This is a genomic window from Streptomyces sp. STAM6, assembly GCF_054963715.1.
Genome location: NZ_JBUEFZ010000003.1, coordinates 217,468 through 235,978, shown reverse-complemented (window position 1 = coordinate 235,978; position 18,511 = coordinate 217,468). Strand labels below are relative to the sequence as shown.

The 18,511-nt window shown below is 70.5% G+C and carries 15 protein-coding genes and 1 tRNA gene; 4 read left to right on the top strand and 12 right to left on the bottom strand.

What is annotated here, in order from left to right; genetic code table 11:
• Positions 1 to 100 precede the first annotated feature (100 nt).
• The 7 genes from rho to ACY34K_RS05785 all read right to left on the bottom strand — a co-directional run bounded on the left by rho (position 101) and on the right by ACY34K_RS05785 (position 9,685).
• Positions 101 to 2,176 (bottom strand): transcription termination factor Rho, encoded by a 2,076-nt coding sequence (gene rho, locus ACY34K_RS05815; RefSeq protein WP_462744401.1) that lies wholly within the window; start codon positions 2,174 to 2,176, stop codon positions 101 to 103.
• 382 nt (positions 2,177 to 2,558) lie between these two features.
• Positions 2,559 to 3,476, bottom strand: coding sequence for a homoserine kinase (gene thrB / locus ACY34K_RS05810; RefSeq protein WP_462744399.1), 918 nt, complete (start codon positions 3,474 to 3,476; stop codon positions 2,559 to 2,561).
• Between the two features lie 353 nt (positions 3,477 to 3,829).
• On the bottom strand, positions 3,830 to 4,894 hold the full coding sequence (thrC, locus tag ACY34K_RS05805) for a threonine synthase (protein WP_462744397.1): 1,065 nt from the start codon (positions 4,892 to 4,894) through the stop codon (positions 3,830 to 3,832).
• A 6-nt stretch (positions 4,895 to 4,900) separates the two neighbouring features.
• Complete coding sequence (locus tag ACY34K_RS05800) at positions 4,901 to 6,190, bottom strand: homoserine dehydrogenase (protein ID WP_462744788.1); 1,290 nt, start codon at positions 6,188 to 6,190, stop codon at positions 4,901 to 4,903.
• 99 nt (positions 6,191 to 6,289) lie between these two features.
• Positions 6,290 to 7,681 carry a diaminopimelate decarboxylase gene (gene lysA, locus ACY34K_RS05795; RefSeq protein WP_462744395.1) on the bottom strand — a complete coding sequence of 464 codons (1,392 nt, stop codon included), beginning with the start codon at positions 7,679 to 7,681 and terminating at the stop codon, positions 6,290 to 6,292.
• Between the two features lie 10 nt (positions 7,682 to 7,691).
• Entirely contained in the window at positions 7,692 to 8,669 is a 978-nt protein-coding gene (gene nrtL / locus ACY34K_RS05790) for an ArgS-related anticodon-binding protein NrtL (RefSeq protein ID WP_462744393.1), read from the bottom strand.
• A gap of 512 nt (positions 8,670 to 9,181) precedes the next feature.
• The gene (locus ACY34K_RS05785; protein WP_462744391.1) at positions 9,182 to 9,685 is read right to left on the bottom strand and encodes a response regulator; all 504 of its coding nucleotides are present in this window, start codon (positions 9,683 to 9,685) and stop codon (positions 9,182 to 9,184) included.
• Between the two features lie 117 nt (positions 9,686 to 9,802).
• Here ACY34K_RS05785 and ACY34K_RS05780 point away from each other — a divergent pair.
• Positions 9,803 to 9,874 (top strand) — tRNA-Arg (locus ACY34K_RS05780).
• A 431-nt stretch (positions 9,875 to 10,305) separates the two neighbouring features.
• Here the strand turns inward: ACY34K_RS05780 and ACY34K_RS05775 are convergent.
• Together ACY34K_RS05775 and ACY34K_RS05770 are read right to left on the bottom strand one after the other, a co-directional pair.
• Positions 10,306 to 10,509, bottom strand: a complete 204-nt coding sequence (locus ACY34K_RS05775) for a hypothetical protein (protein ID WP_462744389.1) — start codon at positions 10,507 to 10,509, stop codon at positions 10,306 to 10,308.
• An 89-nt stretch (positions 10,510 to 10,598) separates the two neighbouring features.
• The gene (locus ACY34K_RS05770) at positions 10,599 to 10,970 is read right to left on the bottom strand and encodes a hypothetical protein (RefSeq protein WP_462744387.1); all 372 of its coding nucleotides are present in this window, start codon (positions 10,968 to 10,970) and stop codon (positions 10,599 to 10,601) included.
• A gap of 37 nt (positions 10,971 to 11,007) precedes the next feature.
• On the opposite strand from ACY34K_RS05770, the gene ACY34K_RS05765 reads away from it, so the two are divergent.
• Together ACY34K_RS05765 and ACY34K_RS05760 are read left to right on the top strand one after the other, a co-directional pair.
• Positions 11,008 to 11,271, top strand: a complete 264-nt coding sequence (locus ACY34K_RS05765; RefSeq protein WP_462744385.1) for a CopG family transcriptional regulator — start codon at positions 11,008 to 11,010, stop codon at positions 11,269 to 11,271.
• Positions 11,268 to 11,681: a PIN domain-containing protein gene (locus ACY34K_RS05760; RefSeq protein WP_462744383.1), complete on the top strand. Its 414-nt coding sequence runs from the start codon at positions 11,268 to 11,270 to the stop codon at positions 11,679 to 11,681. The genes ACY34K_RS05765 and ACY34K_RS05760 overlap by 4 nt, the downstream gene beginning before the upstream one ends.
• A gap of 47 nt (positions 11,682 to 11,728) precedes the next feature.
• Here ACY34K_RS05760 and ACY34K_RS05755 read toward each other — a convergent pair whose 3' ends face one another.
• Both ACY34K_RS05755 and ACY34K_RS05750 read right to left on the bottom strand, forming a co-directional pair.
• On the bottom strand, positions 11,729 to 11,875 hold the full coding sequence (locus ACY34K_RS05755) for a hypothetical protein (protein ID WP_462744381.1): 147 nt from the start codon (positions 11,873 to 11,875) through the stop codon (positions 11,729 to 11,731).
• Positions 11,876 to 11,979: 104 nt separating this feature from the next.
• Positions 11,980 to 13,659: an SWIM zinc finger family protein gene (locus ACY34K_RS05750; RefSeq protein WP_462744379.1), complete on the bottom strand. Its 1,680-nt coding sequence runs from the start codon at positions 13,657 to 13,659 to the stop codon at positions 11,980 to 11,982.
• A 691-nt stretch (positions 13,660 to 14,350) separates the two neighbouring features.
• Here ACY34K_RS05750 and ACY34K_RS05745 point away from each other — a divergent pair.
• The gene (locus ACY34K_RS05745) at positions 14,351 to 15,007 is read left to right on the top strand and encodes a hypothetical protein (RefSeq protein ID WP_462744377.1); all 657 of its coding nucleotides are present in this window, start codon (positions 14,351 to 14,353) and stop codon (positions 15,005 to 15,007) included.
• 2,347 nt (positions 15,008 to 17,354) lie between these two features.
• On the opposite strand, the gene ACY34K_RS05740 is transcribed toward ACY34K_RS05745, so the two are convergent.
• The gene (locus ACY34K_RS05740; RefSeq protein WP_462744375.1) at positions 17,355 to 18,191 is read right to left on the bottom strand and encodes a helix-turn-helix transcriptional regulator; all 837 of its coding nucleotides are present in this window, start codon (positions 18,189 to 18,191) and stop codon (positions 17,355 to 17,357) included.
• Between the last annotated feature and the right edge of the window lie 320 nt (positions 18,192 to 18,511).

Genomic DNA, 18,511 nt, shown 5'->3' with positions numbered 1-18,511 from the left:
CAATTACCCATTGACCAGCGGCAGGTGGGGAATGTGTGAAAAAACCGGGAAGCCCCGCCACAGCAGTGACGGGGCTTCCGCGGTGTGATCTGAGGCGACGTCAGTCGTTGCCGTTGCCGGACGACGGGGTCGTCTTCTGGATCTGCAGCAGGAACTCGGCGTTCGACTTCGTCTGCTTCATCTTGTCGAGCAGCAGCTCGATCGCCTGCTGCTGGTCGAGCGCGTGCAGCACCCGGCGCAGCTTCCAGACGATGCCCAGCTCCTCGCTGCCGAGCAGGATCTCCTCCTTGCGCGTACCGGACGCGTCGACGTCGACGGCCGGGAAGATGCGCTTGTCGGCGAGCTTCCGGTCGAGCTTGAGCTCCATGTTGCCGGTGCCCTTGAACTCCTCGAAGATCACCTCGTCCATGCGCGAGCCGGTGTCGACCAGCGCGGTGGCCAGGATGGTCAGCGAGCCGCCGTCCTCGATGTTGCGCGCGGCACCGAAGAAGCGCTTCGGCGGGTAGAGCGCGGTCGAGTCGACACCACCGGACAGGATGCGGCCGGAGGCGGGCGCCGCGAGGTTGTACGCGCGGCCCAGACGGGTGATCGAGTCCAGCAGGACGACCACGTCGTGACCCAGCTCGACGAGACGCTTGGCGCGCTCGATGGCCAGCTCGGCGACGGTGGTGTGGTCCTCGGCCGGGCGGTCGAAGGTCGAGGAGATGACCTCGCCCTTGACCGACCGCTGCATGTCGGTGACCTCTTCCGGACGCTCGTCGACCAGGACGACCATCAGGTGGCACTCGGGGTTGTTGTGGGTGATCGCGTTGGCGATCGCCTGCATGATCATGGTCTTGCCGGTCTTCGGCGGGGCCACGATCAGGCCTCGCTGGCCCTTGCCGATCGGCGACACGAGGTCGATGATCCGCGTGGTCAGCACACCCGGGTCGGTCTCCAGACGGAGCCGGTCCTGCGGGTAGAGCGGGGTCAGCTTGTTGAACTCCGGGCGGCCGCGGCCGGATTCGGCGGCCATGCCGTTCGCGGAGTCCAGGCGGACCAGCGCGTTGAACTTCTCGCGGCGCTCGCCCTCCTTCGGCTGGCGCACGGCGCCGGTGACGTGGTCACCCTTGCGCAGGCCGTTCTTGCGGACCTGGGCGAGCGAGACGTACACGTCGTTCGGGCCGGGCAGGTAGCCGGAGGTCCGGATGAACGCGTAGTTGTCGAGGATGTCCAGGATGCCCGCGACAGGGATCAGGACGTCGTCCTCGGAGACCTGCGGCTCGCCGGCGAAGTCCTCGCGGCCACGACGGCCCCGGCGGTCGCGGTACCGGCCGCGGCGGCCCCGGCGGCCCCCCGCCTCGTCGTCGAAGTCGTCCTGCGGCCCGCTCTGGCCCTGCTGGCCGCCCTGGCGCTGCTGGCGCTGGCCGCCTCCGCCCTGCTGGTCGTCGCCCTTGCCGCGGTCACGGCGGTCGCGCTGGCGGTCACGGCGGTCGCCGCGCTCGCCCCGCTCCCCGCGCTCGCCACGGTCCCGGCGGCCCTGACGGCCGCCCTCGGCGGTCTCGACGGCGGCCTCGGGCTGCGCCTCGGTCCGGACCTCGGTGCGGACGTCCGTCTGGACGTCGCCGCGGGCCTCGGTGCGGGTGTCGCCCTCGGGGCTGCCGGCGGGCGCGGTGGCACGCCGGCGGCGGCGCTCGCCCGCGGGCTGGTCGTCTCCCCCGCGCTCGGCTTCGCTCCCGCGGGCGGTGCCCCCAGCAGGCTGACCGGGGATCTCGATCTGCTGCTGCGCGACGGGCTGCCCGGCCTTGACGGTCTTGGGGGCCTTGTCCGCGGTGTCGGCCTTGGCGGCGGCCTTCTCGGCCTTCTCGGCGGTGTCCTCACCCGTACGGGCCTTGGACGTGGCACGCCGCTTCGGCTTGGTCTCGGCCGCATCGGCGCTCTTGGGGGCGGAGGCTCCGCCTCCGGCGGCCTGCGCCTCCTTGATGACCTCGATCAGCTGGCTCTTGCGCATCCGCGCGGTGCCCCTGATGCCGAGGCCGGACGCGACCTGCTGCAGCTCGGCCAGGACCATGCCCTCGAGGCCGGTGCCGGAGCGGCGGCGCCGTGAGGTGGTGCCAGTGGCAGCACCTGCGGCGGGCGCGGCGGTGTCGACACTGTTGTCGGCAGTCACGCCCATCAGATCGGTGGTGTCGCTCACGAAGGGTCCTTCCCTGGAGCGGACGTCGGCCATCTGGCTCGGCGACCGGTTGTGCTGTCCGACAGCGGTCCTTGCTTGTCGGACCGAGTCGGGGCGGTGGTCCCGCCGGGTACGGCGGAGAAGAAAAACGTGCGTGGGTCCGGCCCGAGGCCCCCTGCTCGGCCCGCTCCTGGGAAGAGCGAGGGGTGTCGCGCGCCGGTTCCGGAGCGTGCTCGAAACTGCTCAGGCAGGCTGCTCAGGCAGTTGGGGAGGCTCCCGGAAGAATGGTGGTCCCGGATGGGGACACTCAGCACCGCGCCACAAAGACGTCGGGTGCAGACTTGAGGTTAACACTACCGGCTCCAACAAACATTCCCCCTCTCCAACACCGGCAATCCGTGTCCTACGGAGCAAGTGGCAGAACACTCGCTCCGGAGACGTCGAGAGCGAGCCGGTTGGCAGCCCAGCCCTCGCCCGCCAGTCGCGCGACCTTCTCCGCCGCGCCGTCCTCGGCCAGCGCGAGCACCGTGGGGCCCGCGCCGGAGATGACTGCAGGTACGCCGTCGGCGCGCAGTCTGTTCACAAGCGCGATGCTCTCCGGCATCGCGGGGGCCCGGTACTCCTGGTGGAGCCGGTCCTCGGTGGCGGCGAGCAGCAGCTCGGGACGCCTGGTCAGGGCTTCGACGAGCAGGGCCGCACGGCCGGCGTTGACGGCGGCGTCCACGTGGGGGACGGTGCGCGGGAGCAGCCCGCGGGCCGTCTCGGTGAGCACGGGCTTCCCGGGCACGAAAACCACCGGAACGATGGAATCCGAAGGATCCATCCTGATCGCCCGGGCAGCGCCGCCCTCCGTCCAGGCCAGGGTGAAGCCGCCGAGCAGGCAGGCGGCGACATTGTCGGGGTGGCCCTCGATCTCGGTGGCGAGCTCCAGCAGGGCGGCGTCGTCGAGGCGGGTGTCACCGCCTATGGTCACCGCGCGGGCGGCGACGATCCCGGCGCAGATGGCGGCCGAGGAGGACCCCAGGCCCCGCCCGTGCGGGATGCGGTTGGCACACACGACCTCCAGGCCGCGCGGCTGCCCGCCGAGCAGGTCGAAGGCCGTGCGCAGGGAGCGTACGAGCAGGTGGCTCTCGTCGCGCGGGAGCGTGTCGGCGCCCTCGCCGGCGATGTCGATGTGCAGCCCGGAGTCGGCGACCCGGACGACGACGTCGTCGTACAGCCCCAGCGACAGGCCGAGGGCGTCGAAGCCCGGGCCGAGATTGGCGCTGGTGGCGGGAACGCGCACCCGGACGGCGGCGGCGCGGAACGCTGGACCGGCCATCGCTCGATGACTCTCCTTGGTTCTGACTACGGGGTTTGCTGAGAAGTACGAAGACCCGTGGGCCGCAGCGGCATCAACGGCAACAGCACCGCGGCATATGCGGCGGGGCGGGTTTCGGTACAGCCTATCGAAGGAAGGTTCTGCCGCGACATAGGGCGCACAGGAGGCGCACGATGCGTGTCGCGAGCCTTCCTGTGCTCCTCTGTCCGTTGATGTGCGGGTCCACGGCTTTCGGGTGTGCGGGCGGACGAGCCCTTGCGCCTGTTTCGCGCCAGGCCGCGCCCGCGGGGACCCGCCGCGGGCCACGGATGGCCGGACACGGGGTCCGGCCGGCCGCGGCCCGCCGTCCGGCGTTACGCCAGACCGAGCCGCTCGGCGGCCGTGGCCGCGTCGACGGGCACGGTGACCGGCTGGGGTGCGCCGGCGACCGCCCAGTCGGGGTCCTTCAGGCCGTTGCCGGTGACCGTGCAGACGATCTTCTGCCCGGGGTCGACCTTGCCCTGCTCGGCGGCCTTCAGCAGGCCGGCCACGGACGCGGCGGAGGCGGGCTCGACGAACACGCCCTCCTGGGAGGCCAACAGACGGTACGCGCGCAGGATCTCACGGTCCGTCACCTCGTCGATGAAGCCGCCCGACTCGTCGCGCGCGGCGAGCGCGAAGTCCCAGGAGGCCGGGTTGCCGATCCGGATCGCGGTGGCGATGGTCGACGGGTCCTTGACGACCTCACCGCGCACGAGGGGCGCGGAGCCGGAGGCCTGGAAGCCCCACATACGCGGCGTGCGGGTGGCCAGCCCGTCCGCCGCGTACTCCTTGTAGCCCTTCCAGTACGCGGTGATGTTGCCGGCGTTGCCGACGGGCAGGACGTGGATGTCGGGGGCGTCGCCCAGCATGTCCACGATCTCGAAGGCGGCGGTCTTCTGGCCCTCGATACGGACCGGGTTGACCGAATTGACCAGCGCCACCGGGTAGTTGTCGGACAGCGCGCGGGCCAGGGTGAGGCAGTCGTCGAAATTGCCGTCGACCTGGAGGATCTTCGCGCCGTGCACCAGGGCCTGGCCCATCTTGCCGAGCGCGATCTTGCCCTGGGGGACGAGGACGGCGGAGACCATGCCCGCGCGGACCGCGTAGGCGGCCGCCGAGGCGGAGGTGTTGCCGGTGGAGGCGCAGATGACGGCCTGCGCGCCCTCCTCCTTGGCCCGGGTGATGGCCATGGTCATACCCCGGTCCTTGAAGGACCCGGTGGGGTTCGCGCCCTCGACCTTGAGGTGTACCTCACAGCCGGTGCGCTCCGAGAGGACCTGGGCCGGGACGAGCGGCGTGCCGCCCTCACGGAGCGTGACGACGGGCGTCGTGTCCGTGACCGGAAGACGGTCCCGGTACTCCTCGATGATGCCGCGCCACTGGTGGGTCCTGGTCATGGGTCCTTACTCCCCTTCAACACGCATGATGCTGGCGACACCGCGCACGGTGTCGAGCTTGCGCAGCGCCTCGACGGTCCCGGAGAGGGCGGCGTCGGGCGCGCGGTGGGTGACGACGACGAGGTCGGCCTCGCCGTCCTTGCCCTGCTGGCGCACCGTGTCGATCGATACGCCGTGCTCGGCGAAGACCGTCGCGACCTGGGCGAGGACGCCCGGCTTGTCGGCCACGTCGAGACTGATGTGGTACCGCGTCACCACGTCGCCCATGGGGCTCACGGGCAGCTGGGTGTACGCGGACTCGCCGGGACCCGTCGCGTCGTTGAGGCGGTTGCGGCAGACGGCGACGAGGTCGCCGAGGACGGCGGACGCGGTCGGCGAACCGCCGGCGCCCGGGCCGTAGAACATCAGCTGCCCGGCCGCCTCGGCCTCCACGAACACGGCGTTGTAGGCGCCGCGCACCGAGGCCAGGGGGTGGCTGAGCGGGATCATCGCGGGGTGCACGCGCGCGGTGACGGACTCGCCGTCGGCGGCCCGCTCGCAGATGGCGAGCAGCTTGATGGTGCAGCCCATGCGCTTGGCGGAGGCGAAGTCGGCGGCGGTGACCTCGGTCATGCCCTCGCGGTACACGTCGTCGAGGCGCACGCGCGTGTGGAAGCCGATACCGGCCAGGATGGCGGCCTTGGCGGCGGCGTCGAAGCCCTCGACGTCGGCGGTCGGGTCGGCCTCGGCGTACCCGAGGGCGGTGGCCTCGTCGAGGGCCTCCGAGTAGCCGGCGCCGGACGTGTCCATCTTGTCGAGGATGAAGTTGGTCGTGCCGTTGACGATGCCCAGGATCCGGTTCACCTTGTCGCCGGCGAGGGACTCGCGCAGCGGCCGGATCAGCGGGATGGCGCCGGCGACGGCCGCCTCGTAGTACAGGTCCTTGCCGTGCTGCTCGGCCGCGGCGTAGAGCGACGCGCCGTCCTGGGCGAGCAGCGCCTTGTTGGCGGAGACCACGGACGCGCCGTGCTCGAACGCGGTGGTGATCAGCGTACGAGCGGGCTCGACGCCGCCGATGACCTCGACGACCACGTCGATGTCACCCCGTTTGACCAGGGCCGTGGCGTCGGTGGTGATGAGCTCGGGCGCGATGCCCTCGCGCACCTTGGAGGGCCGGCGGACGGCGACACCGGCGAGCTCGACCGGGGCGCCGATGCGCGCGGCGAGGTCGTCGGCGTGCGTCGTCATGATGCGCGCCACCTCTGAGCCGACCACTCCACAGCCCAGCAGCGCCACCTTCAGCGGACGCGTACGCATCATCCGACCTCGTTTCCTTCTACAGCTTGAGTGCGAACCAGTCTCACTCACCGGACGGGAGTTTCTATCCCCCGTCCGGATCCTGAGATATCTATTTCATCAGCCGACATCGAGACGCAGGAGATCTTCCTCCGTCTCACGCCGGACGATCACGCGCGCCTCACCGTCGCGGACAGCGACGACGGGCGGGCGAAGTGCGTGGTTGTAGTTGCTGGCCATGGAGCGGCAGTACGCCCCGGTGGCCGGTACGGCGATCAGATCGCCCGGCGCCAGGTCGGACGGCAGGAACGCGTCCTTGACCACGATGTCGCCACTCTCACAGTGCTTGCCGACGACCCGGGTGAGCATCGGCTCGGCGTCGGAGGTGCGCGACACGAGCGAGACGGAGTACTCCGCGTCGTACAGAGCGGTACGGATGTTGTCCGACATGCCGCCGTCGACGCTCACGTACGTCCGCAGCCCTTCGAGCGGCTTCACGGTCCCCACCTCGTAGAGCGTGAAGGCGGTGGGGCCCACGATGGCGCGCCCGGGCTCGACCGAGATCCGCGGGGTGGCGAGCCCGGCGGCCTCGCACTCCCTGGTCACGATGTCATTGAGGGCCTTGGCGATCTCGTGCGGCTCCCGGGGGTCGTCGTCCGGGGTGTAGGCGATGCCGAGTCCGCCGCCGAGGTCGATCTCCGGCAGCTCGACGCCGTGCTCGTCGCGGATCTGCTTCAGCAGCCCCACCACCCGGTGCGCCGCCACCTCGAAGCCGGAGGTGTCGAAGATCTGCGAGCCGATGTGCGAGTGGATGCCGACGAGCTCCAGGCCGTCGAGCTTCAGCGCGCGCCGGACGGCCTCGGCGGCCTGTCCCCCGGCGAGCGCGATGCCGAACTTCTGGTCCTCGTGCGCGGTGGCGATGAACTCGTGCGTGTGGGCCTCCACGCCGACCGTCACCCGGATCTGCACCCGCTGGCGGGTGCCGAGCGACTGGGCGACGTGGGCGACGCGCACGATCTCCTGGAAGGAGTCGAGGACGATCCGCCCCACGCCGGCCTCCACCGCGCGCCGGATCTCCGCCTCGGACTTGTTGTTGCCGTGGAACGCGATGCGGTCGGCCGGCATCCCGGCGTCGAGGGCGGTGGCCAGCTCGCCGCCGGAGCAGACGTCGAGGTTGAGCCCCTCCTCGTGGAGCCACCGCACGACGGCCCGGGACAGGAACGCCTTGCCCGCGTAGAACACGTCGGCGTCCTTGCCGAAGGCCTCGGCCCAGGCGCGGCAGCGGGCACGGAAGTCGGCCTCGTCGAGGAAGTACGCCGGGGTGCCGAACTCCTCGGCGAGGTCCGTGACGGTGAGCCCGCCGACGGTCACCCGGCCCTCCTCGTCACGGCCGACGGTCCGGGCCCAGACCTTCTCGTCGAGCCGGTTGAGGTCGGCGGGCGGGGCGCTGTAGTGACCCTCGGGCAGGACATCGGCGTGACGGGGCCCGGCGGGATGTGCGGAACGGCTCATGTCGGCTCTTTCAGATCTGTTCGGGTGCGCTGATGCCGAGCAGGGAGAGGCCACCGGCGAGCACCGTCCCGGCGGCTTCGGCGAGCGCGAGCCGGGAACGGTGGGCGGCCGAGGGTTTCTCGTCCCCGAGGGGCAGCACGGTGTGCTGGAACCCGAGGAGCGCGTCGGCGATGGCCTCCAGGTGCCGGGCGACCCGATCGGGGGCGCGATGGCGTGCGGCGGCTTCGAGAACGGCGGGGTGGTCGCCGAGGGCGGTGAGGAGGACGGGGGCGTGGACGTCCTCCTCGTACGCGCTGCTGAAGTGGAGCTGCGCGGCGTTGCGGACGAGGGCGCGGGCTCGTGCGTGCGCGTACCGCACGGTGAAGAGGGGGTTGCCCTCTCGCTGCACGAGAAGCCCGTCGTGCTTGGGGTGATCGTGGGCGGCGGCCCGCAGGAGGGCCCACCGGCCGGCGTCGTGCCCGGTGCGCGCGGGGTCGTACGACGCGGGCAGCGGCCGCAGGCGCTCCGCCCCGCCGGCCCCGACGGTGGCGTCCGCGCCCTGGCTGCGCAGCAGCCGCACCACGGTCTCGGTGAGGAGCCGGGCGCGGGGCTCGTGGGCGGGCGCGAAGGTGACGACACGGCCGCGGAGGGCGTCCCCGTGCCCGTACCGCGCCCCCTCGGCGAGAATGCGCCGCACCAGCTCGGTGTCGCCGCCGCCGAGGGTGAAGTTCAGGAACCCGGGCCCGGTGATGTCGATGCGCTCGATGCTCTCGGCGCCGGGTGCGGTCTCGAGCCGCGCGCGCAGGATCTCGGCGACCCGCCGGGGCGGCAGCCCGGCGGCGCCCGCGAGCTGGAGCGCGGCGCTGGTGGCCCAGTCCCCGCGCCCACCGGGCCGCGGCCGCTCGACCTTGACCCGCTCGGGCACCCGCGTCCCCGCCCCCAGCGCACCCTCACCGACCGCACGGCGCACGGCGTGCAGCACGGTCAGGGAAAGGTCCGCGGGGGTCACGGGACAAGCGTATGGGAGGAGGGGGCGGTGGGTGGAACCGGTTTCGCGATGCGGGCAGGCGGGGTGGGGGGCGTTCCGGGGGGTGGGCCGCTCGGGGGGCGGCCGGGAAGTGCTGGGGCGGGGCGCTCGGGGGTGCGGGGCGCCGGGGGCGCCGGATGGAGGGCCCGGGTGGAGCGCTGCCGGGTCGCTCATGCTGTCGGCTCGCGCGGCGGGGATGCGACGAGGGCGCCAGTAGGTCTGTCGGGCGGGACCGAACACACGGGGGGAGACCGATGAGGCCGGCGGGGCTCAGTCGGGTCCAGGGGCCTTTGGCCGGCCGGACCCTGCGCAGCCGGGCCTCTCCTCTTGCGGGGTGGCTTGGCCCCGCCGGGCGGATGCCCTGTGCCGAGGCGCCCAGGTCGAGCCGCGCCGCAGGCGAGTCATGGCAGCGCGCGAGCGTCTGAAGCGCAGCCTGTCCCACCGCGTAGTCCCGCGACCTCGTCGGGCAATCGTCCCGGACCCGGGCGCTCTGCTCAGCCGCGCGTGCTCTCCGCCCGCCCGGCACCGCGCCGCCCGTCCACCGGAGGCGGGGGCGGCTCCGGGTGCATCGGCGAGTCCCGGCGCATCAGTTGCCGCACCAGCCGCACCAGTTCGGCGGGCTCGAAGGGCTTCGCGAGGAAGGCGTCGACCCCGGCGGCGAGCCCGGTATCCACCTCGTACTGCGTGCACGCACTGATGATCGCGACGGGCAGGTCCCTGGTCCGCGGATCCTCCCGCAGCCGCTCGGCGGTCCTCAGCCCGTCGAGCCGCGGCATGACGACATCGAGGGTGACCACATCGGGGCAGACGCGATGCACGACATCCAGACATTCGGCACCGTCGGCCGCGGTCACCACCTCAAAGCCCTCCAGCTCGAGGTTGACCCTGATCAGCTGCCGAATGACCCTGTTGTCGTCCACCACAAGGACCCGGCCGGACACGCCTGACACAACTCGAGAGTAGGTCGCGATCCGGCCCTGCGTCCGGGTTTTCCCCACTTCCGCCCCGCACGGGCGACGCGGCACGGCCGACGACTGCCGCCCGTAAATACCTGTTCACAGGCACCCTCCGGGAGCTGGTAGGGTTCTACCCGTCGCCGCAGGAACGCGGCGGACGCCCCCGTAGCTCAGGGGATAGAGCAACGGCCTCCGGAGCCGTGTGCGCAGGTTCGAATCCTGCCGGGGGCACTTCCGGAAAGAGGGTCTGACCAGCGGAAACGCTGGTCAGACCCTCTTTGCATGGGGCTGAAACAGCAACGGCCTACCTTGCCGCTCCTGCTCCCAGCGACGTCGCCCTGACCTGGACCTTTACCGCGCCGGACGCACAGTGTCCCGTATGTTCGATCCCGCGAAATCGACGTCGTGGGACATGTGCGGGACGAAAAGCCTCGGAGAGAGCGGAGAACCCCATCCCCCCACACCGTGACCTGCGCCTTTCCCGCCAGCGCGGGTCAACCACATACGGAGCGCGGGGCCGTTGCACTTCGCATCTCACCTCTCCGGCCGGGTTGTTTACAGATACGGCGCGGGCTCCCTCTGACATCGGCGCACCCGAGGGACGCGCGGGGCATGAGATCCCCGTGGGCAACTGGGTTGACCGCGAGGAGGTTGGCGGCCTCTCATCCGTATTCGCCCAGAAGCGCGTCGATGCGCCTGTTGGCGAGGGCCTGACGGCCGTAGAGGCATTTCGCGTACCGGCTCATGAGGACCTCGACGCTATTGCCCGCCCGTTCGGCGACCTCGGTGGGGTCGACGCCGGCGTTCAGCCAGGTGGACAGGGCCGAGTGTCGCAGGTCGTAAGAGCGGGCGGCGAGGGGAGACACCACCAGGTCCGGCGGGGGGCGAGTTCGCGGGCCCCGTGCCAGGCGCGATCGTACGTGCGGGAGCCCACGATGCCGCCCTTCTCATGGAATTACCGCACCGAGTTCACGAGCGTCGTGCGCTTGCGTCGCTGTGTTTCCGCAGCCGCGACCGTACCGTCCTGCTTCAGCCGGAGAGCCTGCAGCACGCCGCGCATCACGACCGGGTCCAGAAGGCCGTCCAGGGGGCGTGAAGCCCGGGCGACCCAGTCCAGAGCGAGCCGCACCTCTGTGGGCGCGGTGCGCGTATCGGGCCGGGGGATCACGAACGCCCAGTTCCGCAGCGCCCGCCGCAGCAGCTCGTCACCCGGCCGCCCTCGTGTCCTTCCGAGCATCGCCATGGTGATGGAGCAGAGCGCGTCGTTGGTCTCGTTCCGGGTCTTCGCCGAAACCTGAATGCCGCCTGCGGTTCCAGTGTCAGCCAAGAAAGCCGCCAGGAGGATGAAGGGTAGGATAAGTGGCATGAGCGAGCCCACCGGAAAGTACTCGATCACCATGCCGCGCGACATCGCCGAAGCCGCCAAGGCCCGCAGCGGCCCCTCCGGCCTTTCCGCCTACGTGGCCGCCGCCGTCGCCCGCCAGATCGAACGCGACAACCTCAACGAACTCATCGCCGTCGCCGAGGCCGAGCACGGTCCCGTCACTGACGACGAGATCCAGTCCCTGCGCGACCAGCTCGCCCAGGCCCGTCGCGAGCAGAACCAGCATGGGGCGAGCGCAGCGTGACCCGCTCCCCCGCGATCCCCGGCGGAACCCTCGTCCTCGACAGCGAAGGCCTGGCCAAGGCCGTCCTGCGCGACCGCGCGGTCACCGCCTGGCTCGCCCTGGCCCGCGCCGACGACCTGCGTGTGATCACCTCGGCGGCCACCCTCGTCGAAGTGGTCCACCCCCGCATCAACCGCCCGGCCCTGGAGTGGACGCTCTCCCGTCTCGCCGTGGAGCCGATCACCGAACCGATCGCCCGCCACGCCGCCGCCCTCCTCGCCGACGCCGGCCTGCACGGTCACAAGTACGCCATCGACGCCATGCTCGCCGCCACCGCGCTCGCCTCACCGGGGCCTGTCACGATCCTCACCTCCGACCAGGAGGACCTCATCACCCTGTGCGGTGGACGCGTCACAGTGATCAAGGTCTGACAGCGACTGACCGTACGAAACGCGATCGCGAATTCCGGGCAGCCGCGTCAGCGCCTGCCTTCTGTCCCCAGCCATGACTCGAAGGCCATCAACTGTTCGCCCACGGCCCCCAGCGAGTACGGCGAGGATTCGTACTGCACCGACAGATTGACCTCGTAAAGCTTGTACACCGCCGGAGCCGTCTTTCCCGCCACGGACGCCTCCTTCAAGGCCCGGGCCACTTTTTCGAGGTCTGCTCGACGAAGGGCACACGTGACCTCCGGCCACACCGTCTCCGCAAGGTGATCACAGAGCTCCATCAGAAAGCGGCCCGCCCGTGCCGCACGCTCGGAGGTCGCCTCTTGCCTCGCCTCGTGCATATGGTCCGCGAGATGATCGTTGCGCTCGTCCTCGCTGTCCCATGAACCGTCGTCGTAAATCTCTTTCCAGGTGCCCTCGGCCCGATCCATCGCCGCCTCTCGTAGGCGTGGTTGCCGGTCTGGCGGGTGAGTGGGGCGGCCAGGCGGCGGTAGACGGCGAGTGCATCGGCGGGGCGGGTGGGACGTGACTGGTCGGCGAGGGTGAGCCACTGGCCGTCGTGAGCGCCGTGTGTCGCGGCGGCCTGCCAGGCCGCGTCGGTGTCCTTGTCGTCGAGGAGGGCGTCGACGAGGACGCGGCCGCCGTGACCGTCTTTCCGTTTCGCGTCGGCGCGCAGGAGCTCCAGGGCCCTCTCGCGCTCGTGCGACCAGCATGCGGCGGTTCTGGCAGCGGCACGTAGCTGCTGGTAGGTCAGTAGAGTGCGGCGGGCCGTGAAGTGGTCGCGGCGCAGGGTGACGGCGTCTGCGAGTCGGCCCGTCCCGGTGTAGCGGTCGGCGAGGTGGTCGACAAGGGCGGTGTCGGCCGTGGCGAGGTCCTCGGTCTCGCGGATGCCGCGCTCGGCCCATTCCAGGGCTTCGGCGGGGCGGTCGGCAGTGCCCAGTTCGCGGGCGATGAGCAGGTGAGTGTGGCCATCGGGTGCCAGGTCGGCGGCGTGTATGGCGATCACCGTGTCGATGTCCCGCACCGACTTCGCGAGGTGCTGGATCAGGTGCTTCTCGGCCCAGCCGGTGCGGTTCGCCTTCCAAGCCTCCGTCGCGTACCGGCGCAGGGCGGCCAGGCCCGGCTCGCCAAGCAGGTCCTCGTAGTCCAGCGGGTCGATGTCCGTCAGGTCGGCCGCATCGTCGAGGACGTGGTTCACCAGCCAGTGCGCGAGTTCTTCAGGGTCTGGGCTGGCTTCGCGGCAGGCGTCGAGGTGGGCGCCGGCGAGGTCGGCACCGATCTGGCCGAGCCGGCCGTCGGAGTCGTCGACGCTCTCGACGACCCCGGCCAGCAGCCCGATCGCCTCCCGCGCCAGCTCCATCGCGTCAACCGCCCGGCCCGAGGCCGTCAGCGACCGGATCGCGGACACCGATTGCCCCGCCTGGTCGGCGTAGGCACGGGCGTCGGCATACTCGACGTAGCCGTACTGGGCGAACGGGCCGATGTCGAGCAGCTCACGGATGCGGGACCGGATCCCGGCCAGGTCTCCGCGAGCGCTCGCTGCCCGCAGTTCCAGGCGGCGCCGCAGCTGCCTGTCCTCGGCGATCTCCTCCCGTACGAGAGCGAGCAGGTCCTCACGCGACAGGCCGGACAGCCAGGCGTCGAGGCCGCGCGCCCGGTCCCGGGCCGACTCCCGTTGACGGGGGAGGTCTGCCTCCTGCGCCATCACCTTCAGGCCGAGAGCGACCAGGTGCTTGCAGAAGTTGCCTTCCCGACCGTACGGGCAGTCGCACGTGCCGGCCGGCCCCTTGCGTCCGCCCAGGACCAGCTCCGCCTCGTACCGCTCCGTGCCGCGCACCGACGCCCTGATCCAGCCGTCACCGAACTCCACACCAGACACCGCGTCGACGTAACCGAGCCCACGCTCGAACGAACGCTCCCCGGCCAGCGCCCTCAGCTTTGCTTCCGTAAGACCGCTCACAATTCCCCGCGCTTCGATCCAGGCTCGGGCTCCGCCCAACGGCCCTCACCCTAACGGCCGCCAGGTCGAACGACTCCGGCGATCAGAACACTGCCACCCTCGCGAGGCAATGCCTCATCTGAGGCCAACCGCTGCGGCCGGACTCGTAGCCACGTGGGGCCGACAGACAGGGAAGGCGGCCAGCCATTCGGCCGCGGCTGCGGTGCATGGAGCTCATGTACGAGACGGCCGTGAGGAAGGGGCTCTCCCGCCCGGCGTGCGGACGCTGGGGTCCCACACGTCGGACACCGCATGGCGGTGAACATGAACCCCTCCCGGCCCTTTCGCCGGCGTCGACCGGTGGGATTGGGGTCTCTGAGCGCCCGGCAGGAGCTCGACGAGGTCCAGCGTCGGGAGGAGCACCCGGGCCGGCGTATGGCGGGGATCTGGAGCGCGGTGATCGCAGCACGGGCGTCCGCACAGGACGGGGACGATGCCCGGCGGCGGTTCACGCTCTCGCTGCCGACCGGACGATGCCCGGGCAGCGGCTCACGCCCTCCAGCCGCCGCCCGGATCGCCGGGCCGGCGGCAAGCCGGTGGTGCAGATGGACGGGGCGGGGCGGCGGGCGACAGGCGAGACGCATTTGGTGTACTCAGCCGTCGTGCGCTTGAGTGTCCACGTCAAATCGACAATGAACACGAGGGGTTGACCTTGAGTAAGGCAGCACGGGGGATCGCGGCCGGAGTGGTGCTGATGGCCGTACTGACGGGGTGTGGTGGTTCGGACGACGGTCTGGATGCCTTCCGCGGGGACGGTGACAAGCCGCCGGTCACGTTCACGCCGGACATGGTCCGCACGGCCCTCCCCAGCAAGGCGAGCGCCCCCAAGGGCTTCGAGGGCGACGACGTCGAGGTCGAGGCCGGCGAGAAGGCCGTCGAGGCGTGCACCGAATCGACCGAGTCCAACTGCGGCGGGCTGCTCAGCATGGGCGGTACCGACTTCGACGCGGACGCCGGCAGCCGGGGCGACAGCTCCGACTACGACGGTGAGGTCGTCTTCGGCATCCTGGCCTTCCAGAGCCCGGACGACGCCAGGGCCACGTACAAGGCCCTGGTGACCGAGGAGCGCGGCAAGGCCGAGAAGGACGGAAAGAAGCCGAAGCTGGTGGAGATCAGCGCGGGTGCCGAGGAGACCGAGGCCTTCGAGGACGCCGAAGGCGAGACCACGGTCATGATGCGGATCGGCAGTGTCGTCGCCGTGGTGAACGGCGAAGGCACCTTCGTCGAGAAGCCGAACTACAACGACCTCGCGAAGCTCCAGATCGACCGGCTGAAGAAGACCGCCCAGGGCATGAACCCCGACGCGTGATCCGCCGGGCCTCCGCGGCCCGGCCCCGGCCGGGCCGCGGGCGGGCCGCCCGCCGAGGGCGACCACGCGCTGCTTGTGTACGACGCGGGGCCACTACCGAATCCCGTGTGTGACGGCGGCCGGGTCATGGGCCGGCCGTCGTCACGTCACCCGTCGAGACGCTCGCGGAACCGGTGGCCTTCGGCGAGCACCGGTTCGCCTCCGGGCGTGCCCTGCGTGTCGAGGGGCCGGCGCCGGTGTGAGGGTGTGGTGCTCGCCGACATGGTCGCGCGGTTGGAGCTTCACAGCGCCGCGACGAGGCGCACGGGCTTCCCGTCGAGCCCGACCTGTTGGGTGCACCACTCCGCGGTCGCCCGGTGGAGGTAAGTGGCGGAACCGGGTTGCGCGTTTCTGTAGAAACGTCAATCAATCGTGAAGCCCCAGAAGACGCCGACTTCCGTGGCCGAGAAAGCGATTACACCGCAGTCCATTACGTGCCCGGTGAAGCCCTCGTAGGCACCCTCGCGACCATACATGTCGGCATGGGGATTCACTCGCGCCGTCGCCGCATCGGTGAAGAACAGCGCATCTCCTCCGACCTTGCGAGGACCACTCTCGCGTGACCGGTCAATTCGGCCTCACGCGCGGCGAAGTCAGGGATTTCGTCCACTTGGAACCACTCGCCCTGAAGAGTGACCCATACTTGCTCGGCCCCCCGCTTGGACAAGGGGAAGGCCGACTTGAAGTCACCCGGCGTGACAGCACTGAACGGGTTTCCCAGGCCAGCGCCGTAATCGCCCCCTCCTGGTGCCGCGACAAACCCCGACCAGCCACGAGGATCGCGGTCTGCAGACGCATGACGTCGAGAGCGTCCAGACGCCAGTCATCGTGCCGTCGCGCGCCCACAGCCGCGAACATGCCCTGCCCGAACAGCGCCCGCAAGGAACAGCTCCACGACGCCTCTTCCAGATGGGTCACGGGTCATCCTCCCAGTTCTTCGAAGGGGCGCACACGGGTGCCGGGGCTTGAGAGGTCCGTTACGGACCCGTAGTTCGGTGGCGTGTCGATCACGACCGGCCGTGGCTGAGTCGGGCCGGAGCGCCCGAGGGGTCCGTGGCGGCGTCGGCGGTAGCGTAGTGGTTCGCGGTCACCGTGAAGCCGACCGCGGCGCCGCCGACATTCGCCACTTGGCCCACACCTCGATGAAGCGGTTGCCGACTTTCTTTTTAGCGGCGGCGAACTCCCATGCGGCGGTTCCGTAGCCCCCGCAATCCGGATACCGGCCAAGCTCACCGAGGAGTTGGTTGGCCCCCTTGTTTCAGTCCTGGAGATGCGCGACGTAGCCCGAGAGGGCGTACAGCGAACTGGGGGTAACGTCGATGTCTGCGTTCTTTGTGGGAGGCGCCGGAAGGGGCGTGCTCATCAGCCCGCCCCCCATCCACGCAGCACTGCGGCATGTTGGGCTTTCAGCCGGCAGGAGAGGAGCCGAAGGGCGGCGGAATCAGCCGCTGTATTGTCGTCGCTGTCACTCATGCTTCCCCCACGTCAGAGTTCATGGATGCGGCTCGTGCGCAGCTCGGTGGGGACCTGGTCCGGATCCACATCGTCATGGATGTGCCTGCAGGCCGCCTTTGCGTCGAGTTCCTGCTCAGTGCACCCGTCCCGGCGTCTACGAACAGCCGCGTCGATCAGGTTCACGACCTCACGGGGGTCCCCCTTCGCAGCATGACGCGGCTGCCGTCGGGCTGGTCAGTTTCGCGCTGATCGCTCGATGTTCCACCGGCTCCGTGTCGGCCTGCGGGGCCATGTCCGGTTCCGGAAGCACCCAGTTCTGTTCCGGTGTCGCCAACCGGCCCCGCGGCAGCCCGCGGTACGGGCAGCGGGACTGCCCGCCGTGCAGCGCGCGCGGCTCCCTTGTCCAAGGCCCCCACACCATGAGGGTCGCCGGCCCGCCGACCGGTGCGGAGAGGGTGGGTGGGAGGGAACGCGGGGTGCATCGGTTCGTCGGGGCAACGCGGTACGACGCGGGAGATGCGCCCGGCAACCGGCGGCCGACAGCGCGCGGCCGAGGGGTGGCGGGGTGTGGGCGCGGGCCGCGTGGAGAAATCGGAGGCCGTCGTGGCGACTGTCGTCGGGCATCCGGCAGGACCGCGCCGCAGCGGTCACATGCGGTCACTGACGATCAGAGTGGTGCATCCATTGGCCAGACTGGGAAGCGATCAGCCCAAACAGCCTCGGAGTAGGCACCGTTGGGTCACACTGCTCCCGCGCGATCAGAGGCGGGCCGTCCGATCGGGACGGCCCCACCTCCGCCGAGGTGCGGATGTGGGGGGTGGGGGCGGGGCAGTACCGCCTCCCGGGTGACCGGTCAGGCGTGGTCCGGGTGGAGGAGGTCCGACTGGGCCAGCAGATACGCGAGGTGGGCGCGGCTGCGGCCGCCGAGGAGGTCGGAGGCCTTCTTGATGTGGGTGGAGACCGTCCGGGCGCTGATGCCCAGCCGGGAAGCGATCGCCGCGTCGGTGTGCCCCTCGACCATCAGGCGCAGGACGGCTCGACGGGTCTCGTCGGTCATCAGCGGAGGACGGATGTATTCCTGGGTGATGCTGACCGCTTCGCCTCTGGACCACGCGTGTTCGAAGACGGTGGCCAGGTAGTGGACGATCGCCGGGTGTTCTATGGCGAGCGCCGCGGTTTTGCGCTCGTGGCGCGGGTCGGGGATGAAGGCCGTGGTTCGGTCGTAGATGATCAGCCGGTCGAAGACCTCGTTGAGCGTGCGGAACTGTGCGCCCGAGGCGGTGGCCTGCTCGATGTAGGCGAGCGTGGGGCCGTGGGTGCGCACCGTGTGCTGGTAGAGGGTGCGCTGTTTGACGCCGCGTCGGTGCATCGCGAGGACGCGGGAGAGGGATCTGGCGAGGTTCTCGGGGTCCCTGCTGCCGCCCGGCTGGCACGTCAGCAATTCCTCGCGACAGGCGTCGGCCGCCTGTTCGAGCGCGGCGTGGATCACTTCCTCTCCCTGGAGCAGTCGTACGGGTGCGGACGCCCCTTGACGGGCGGCGCGGTAGACGGTGTCCGCCGCTGTGATTGAGTCACGGATGGCGGCCACCGTGTGCTGGTGCGCGAGCACCTCGCGTTCGATGGGGCGGGTGAGTTCACGGCCCGCGATGTCCGGAGGGACGGCTGCCAGGAGTGCCGGGCTTTCAGCCAACGGCCGCAACAGGCCGAGCCGGAGAAGACACTCGGGCACATCCCCCGATATCGGACCGTGCGTCAGCGCACGTCGGTACACCTCAAGGCCACGCTCGCAGAGCCGCACAACGTTTGAATGAGGCGCTAAGTCCGATTTTCTGCACATTTGCGTCTCCTTCTGGTTCTTGCATTGCGTGATCATGATGCTACTCAACGGCCGTTTTGGGTGTGGGCATAAGGCATTCTTTCCACAGCGAGAGGCCGAGGGGCCTTTCAGCCAGGGGAGGGAAAATGCACCACTCACGAAAGGTCATACGAGTGCTCTTTGCGGCGCTGACT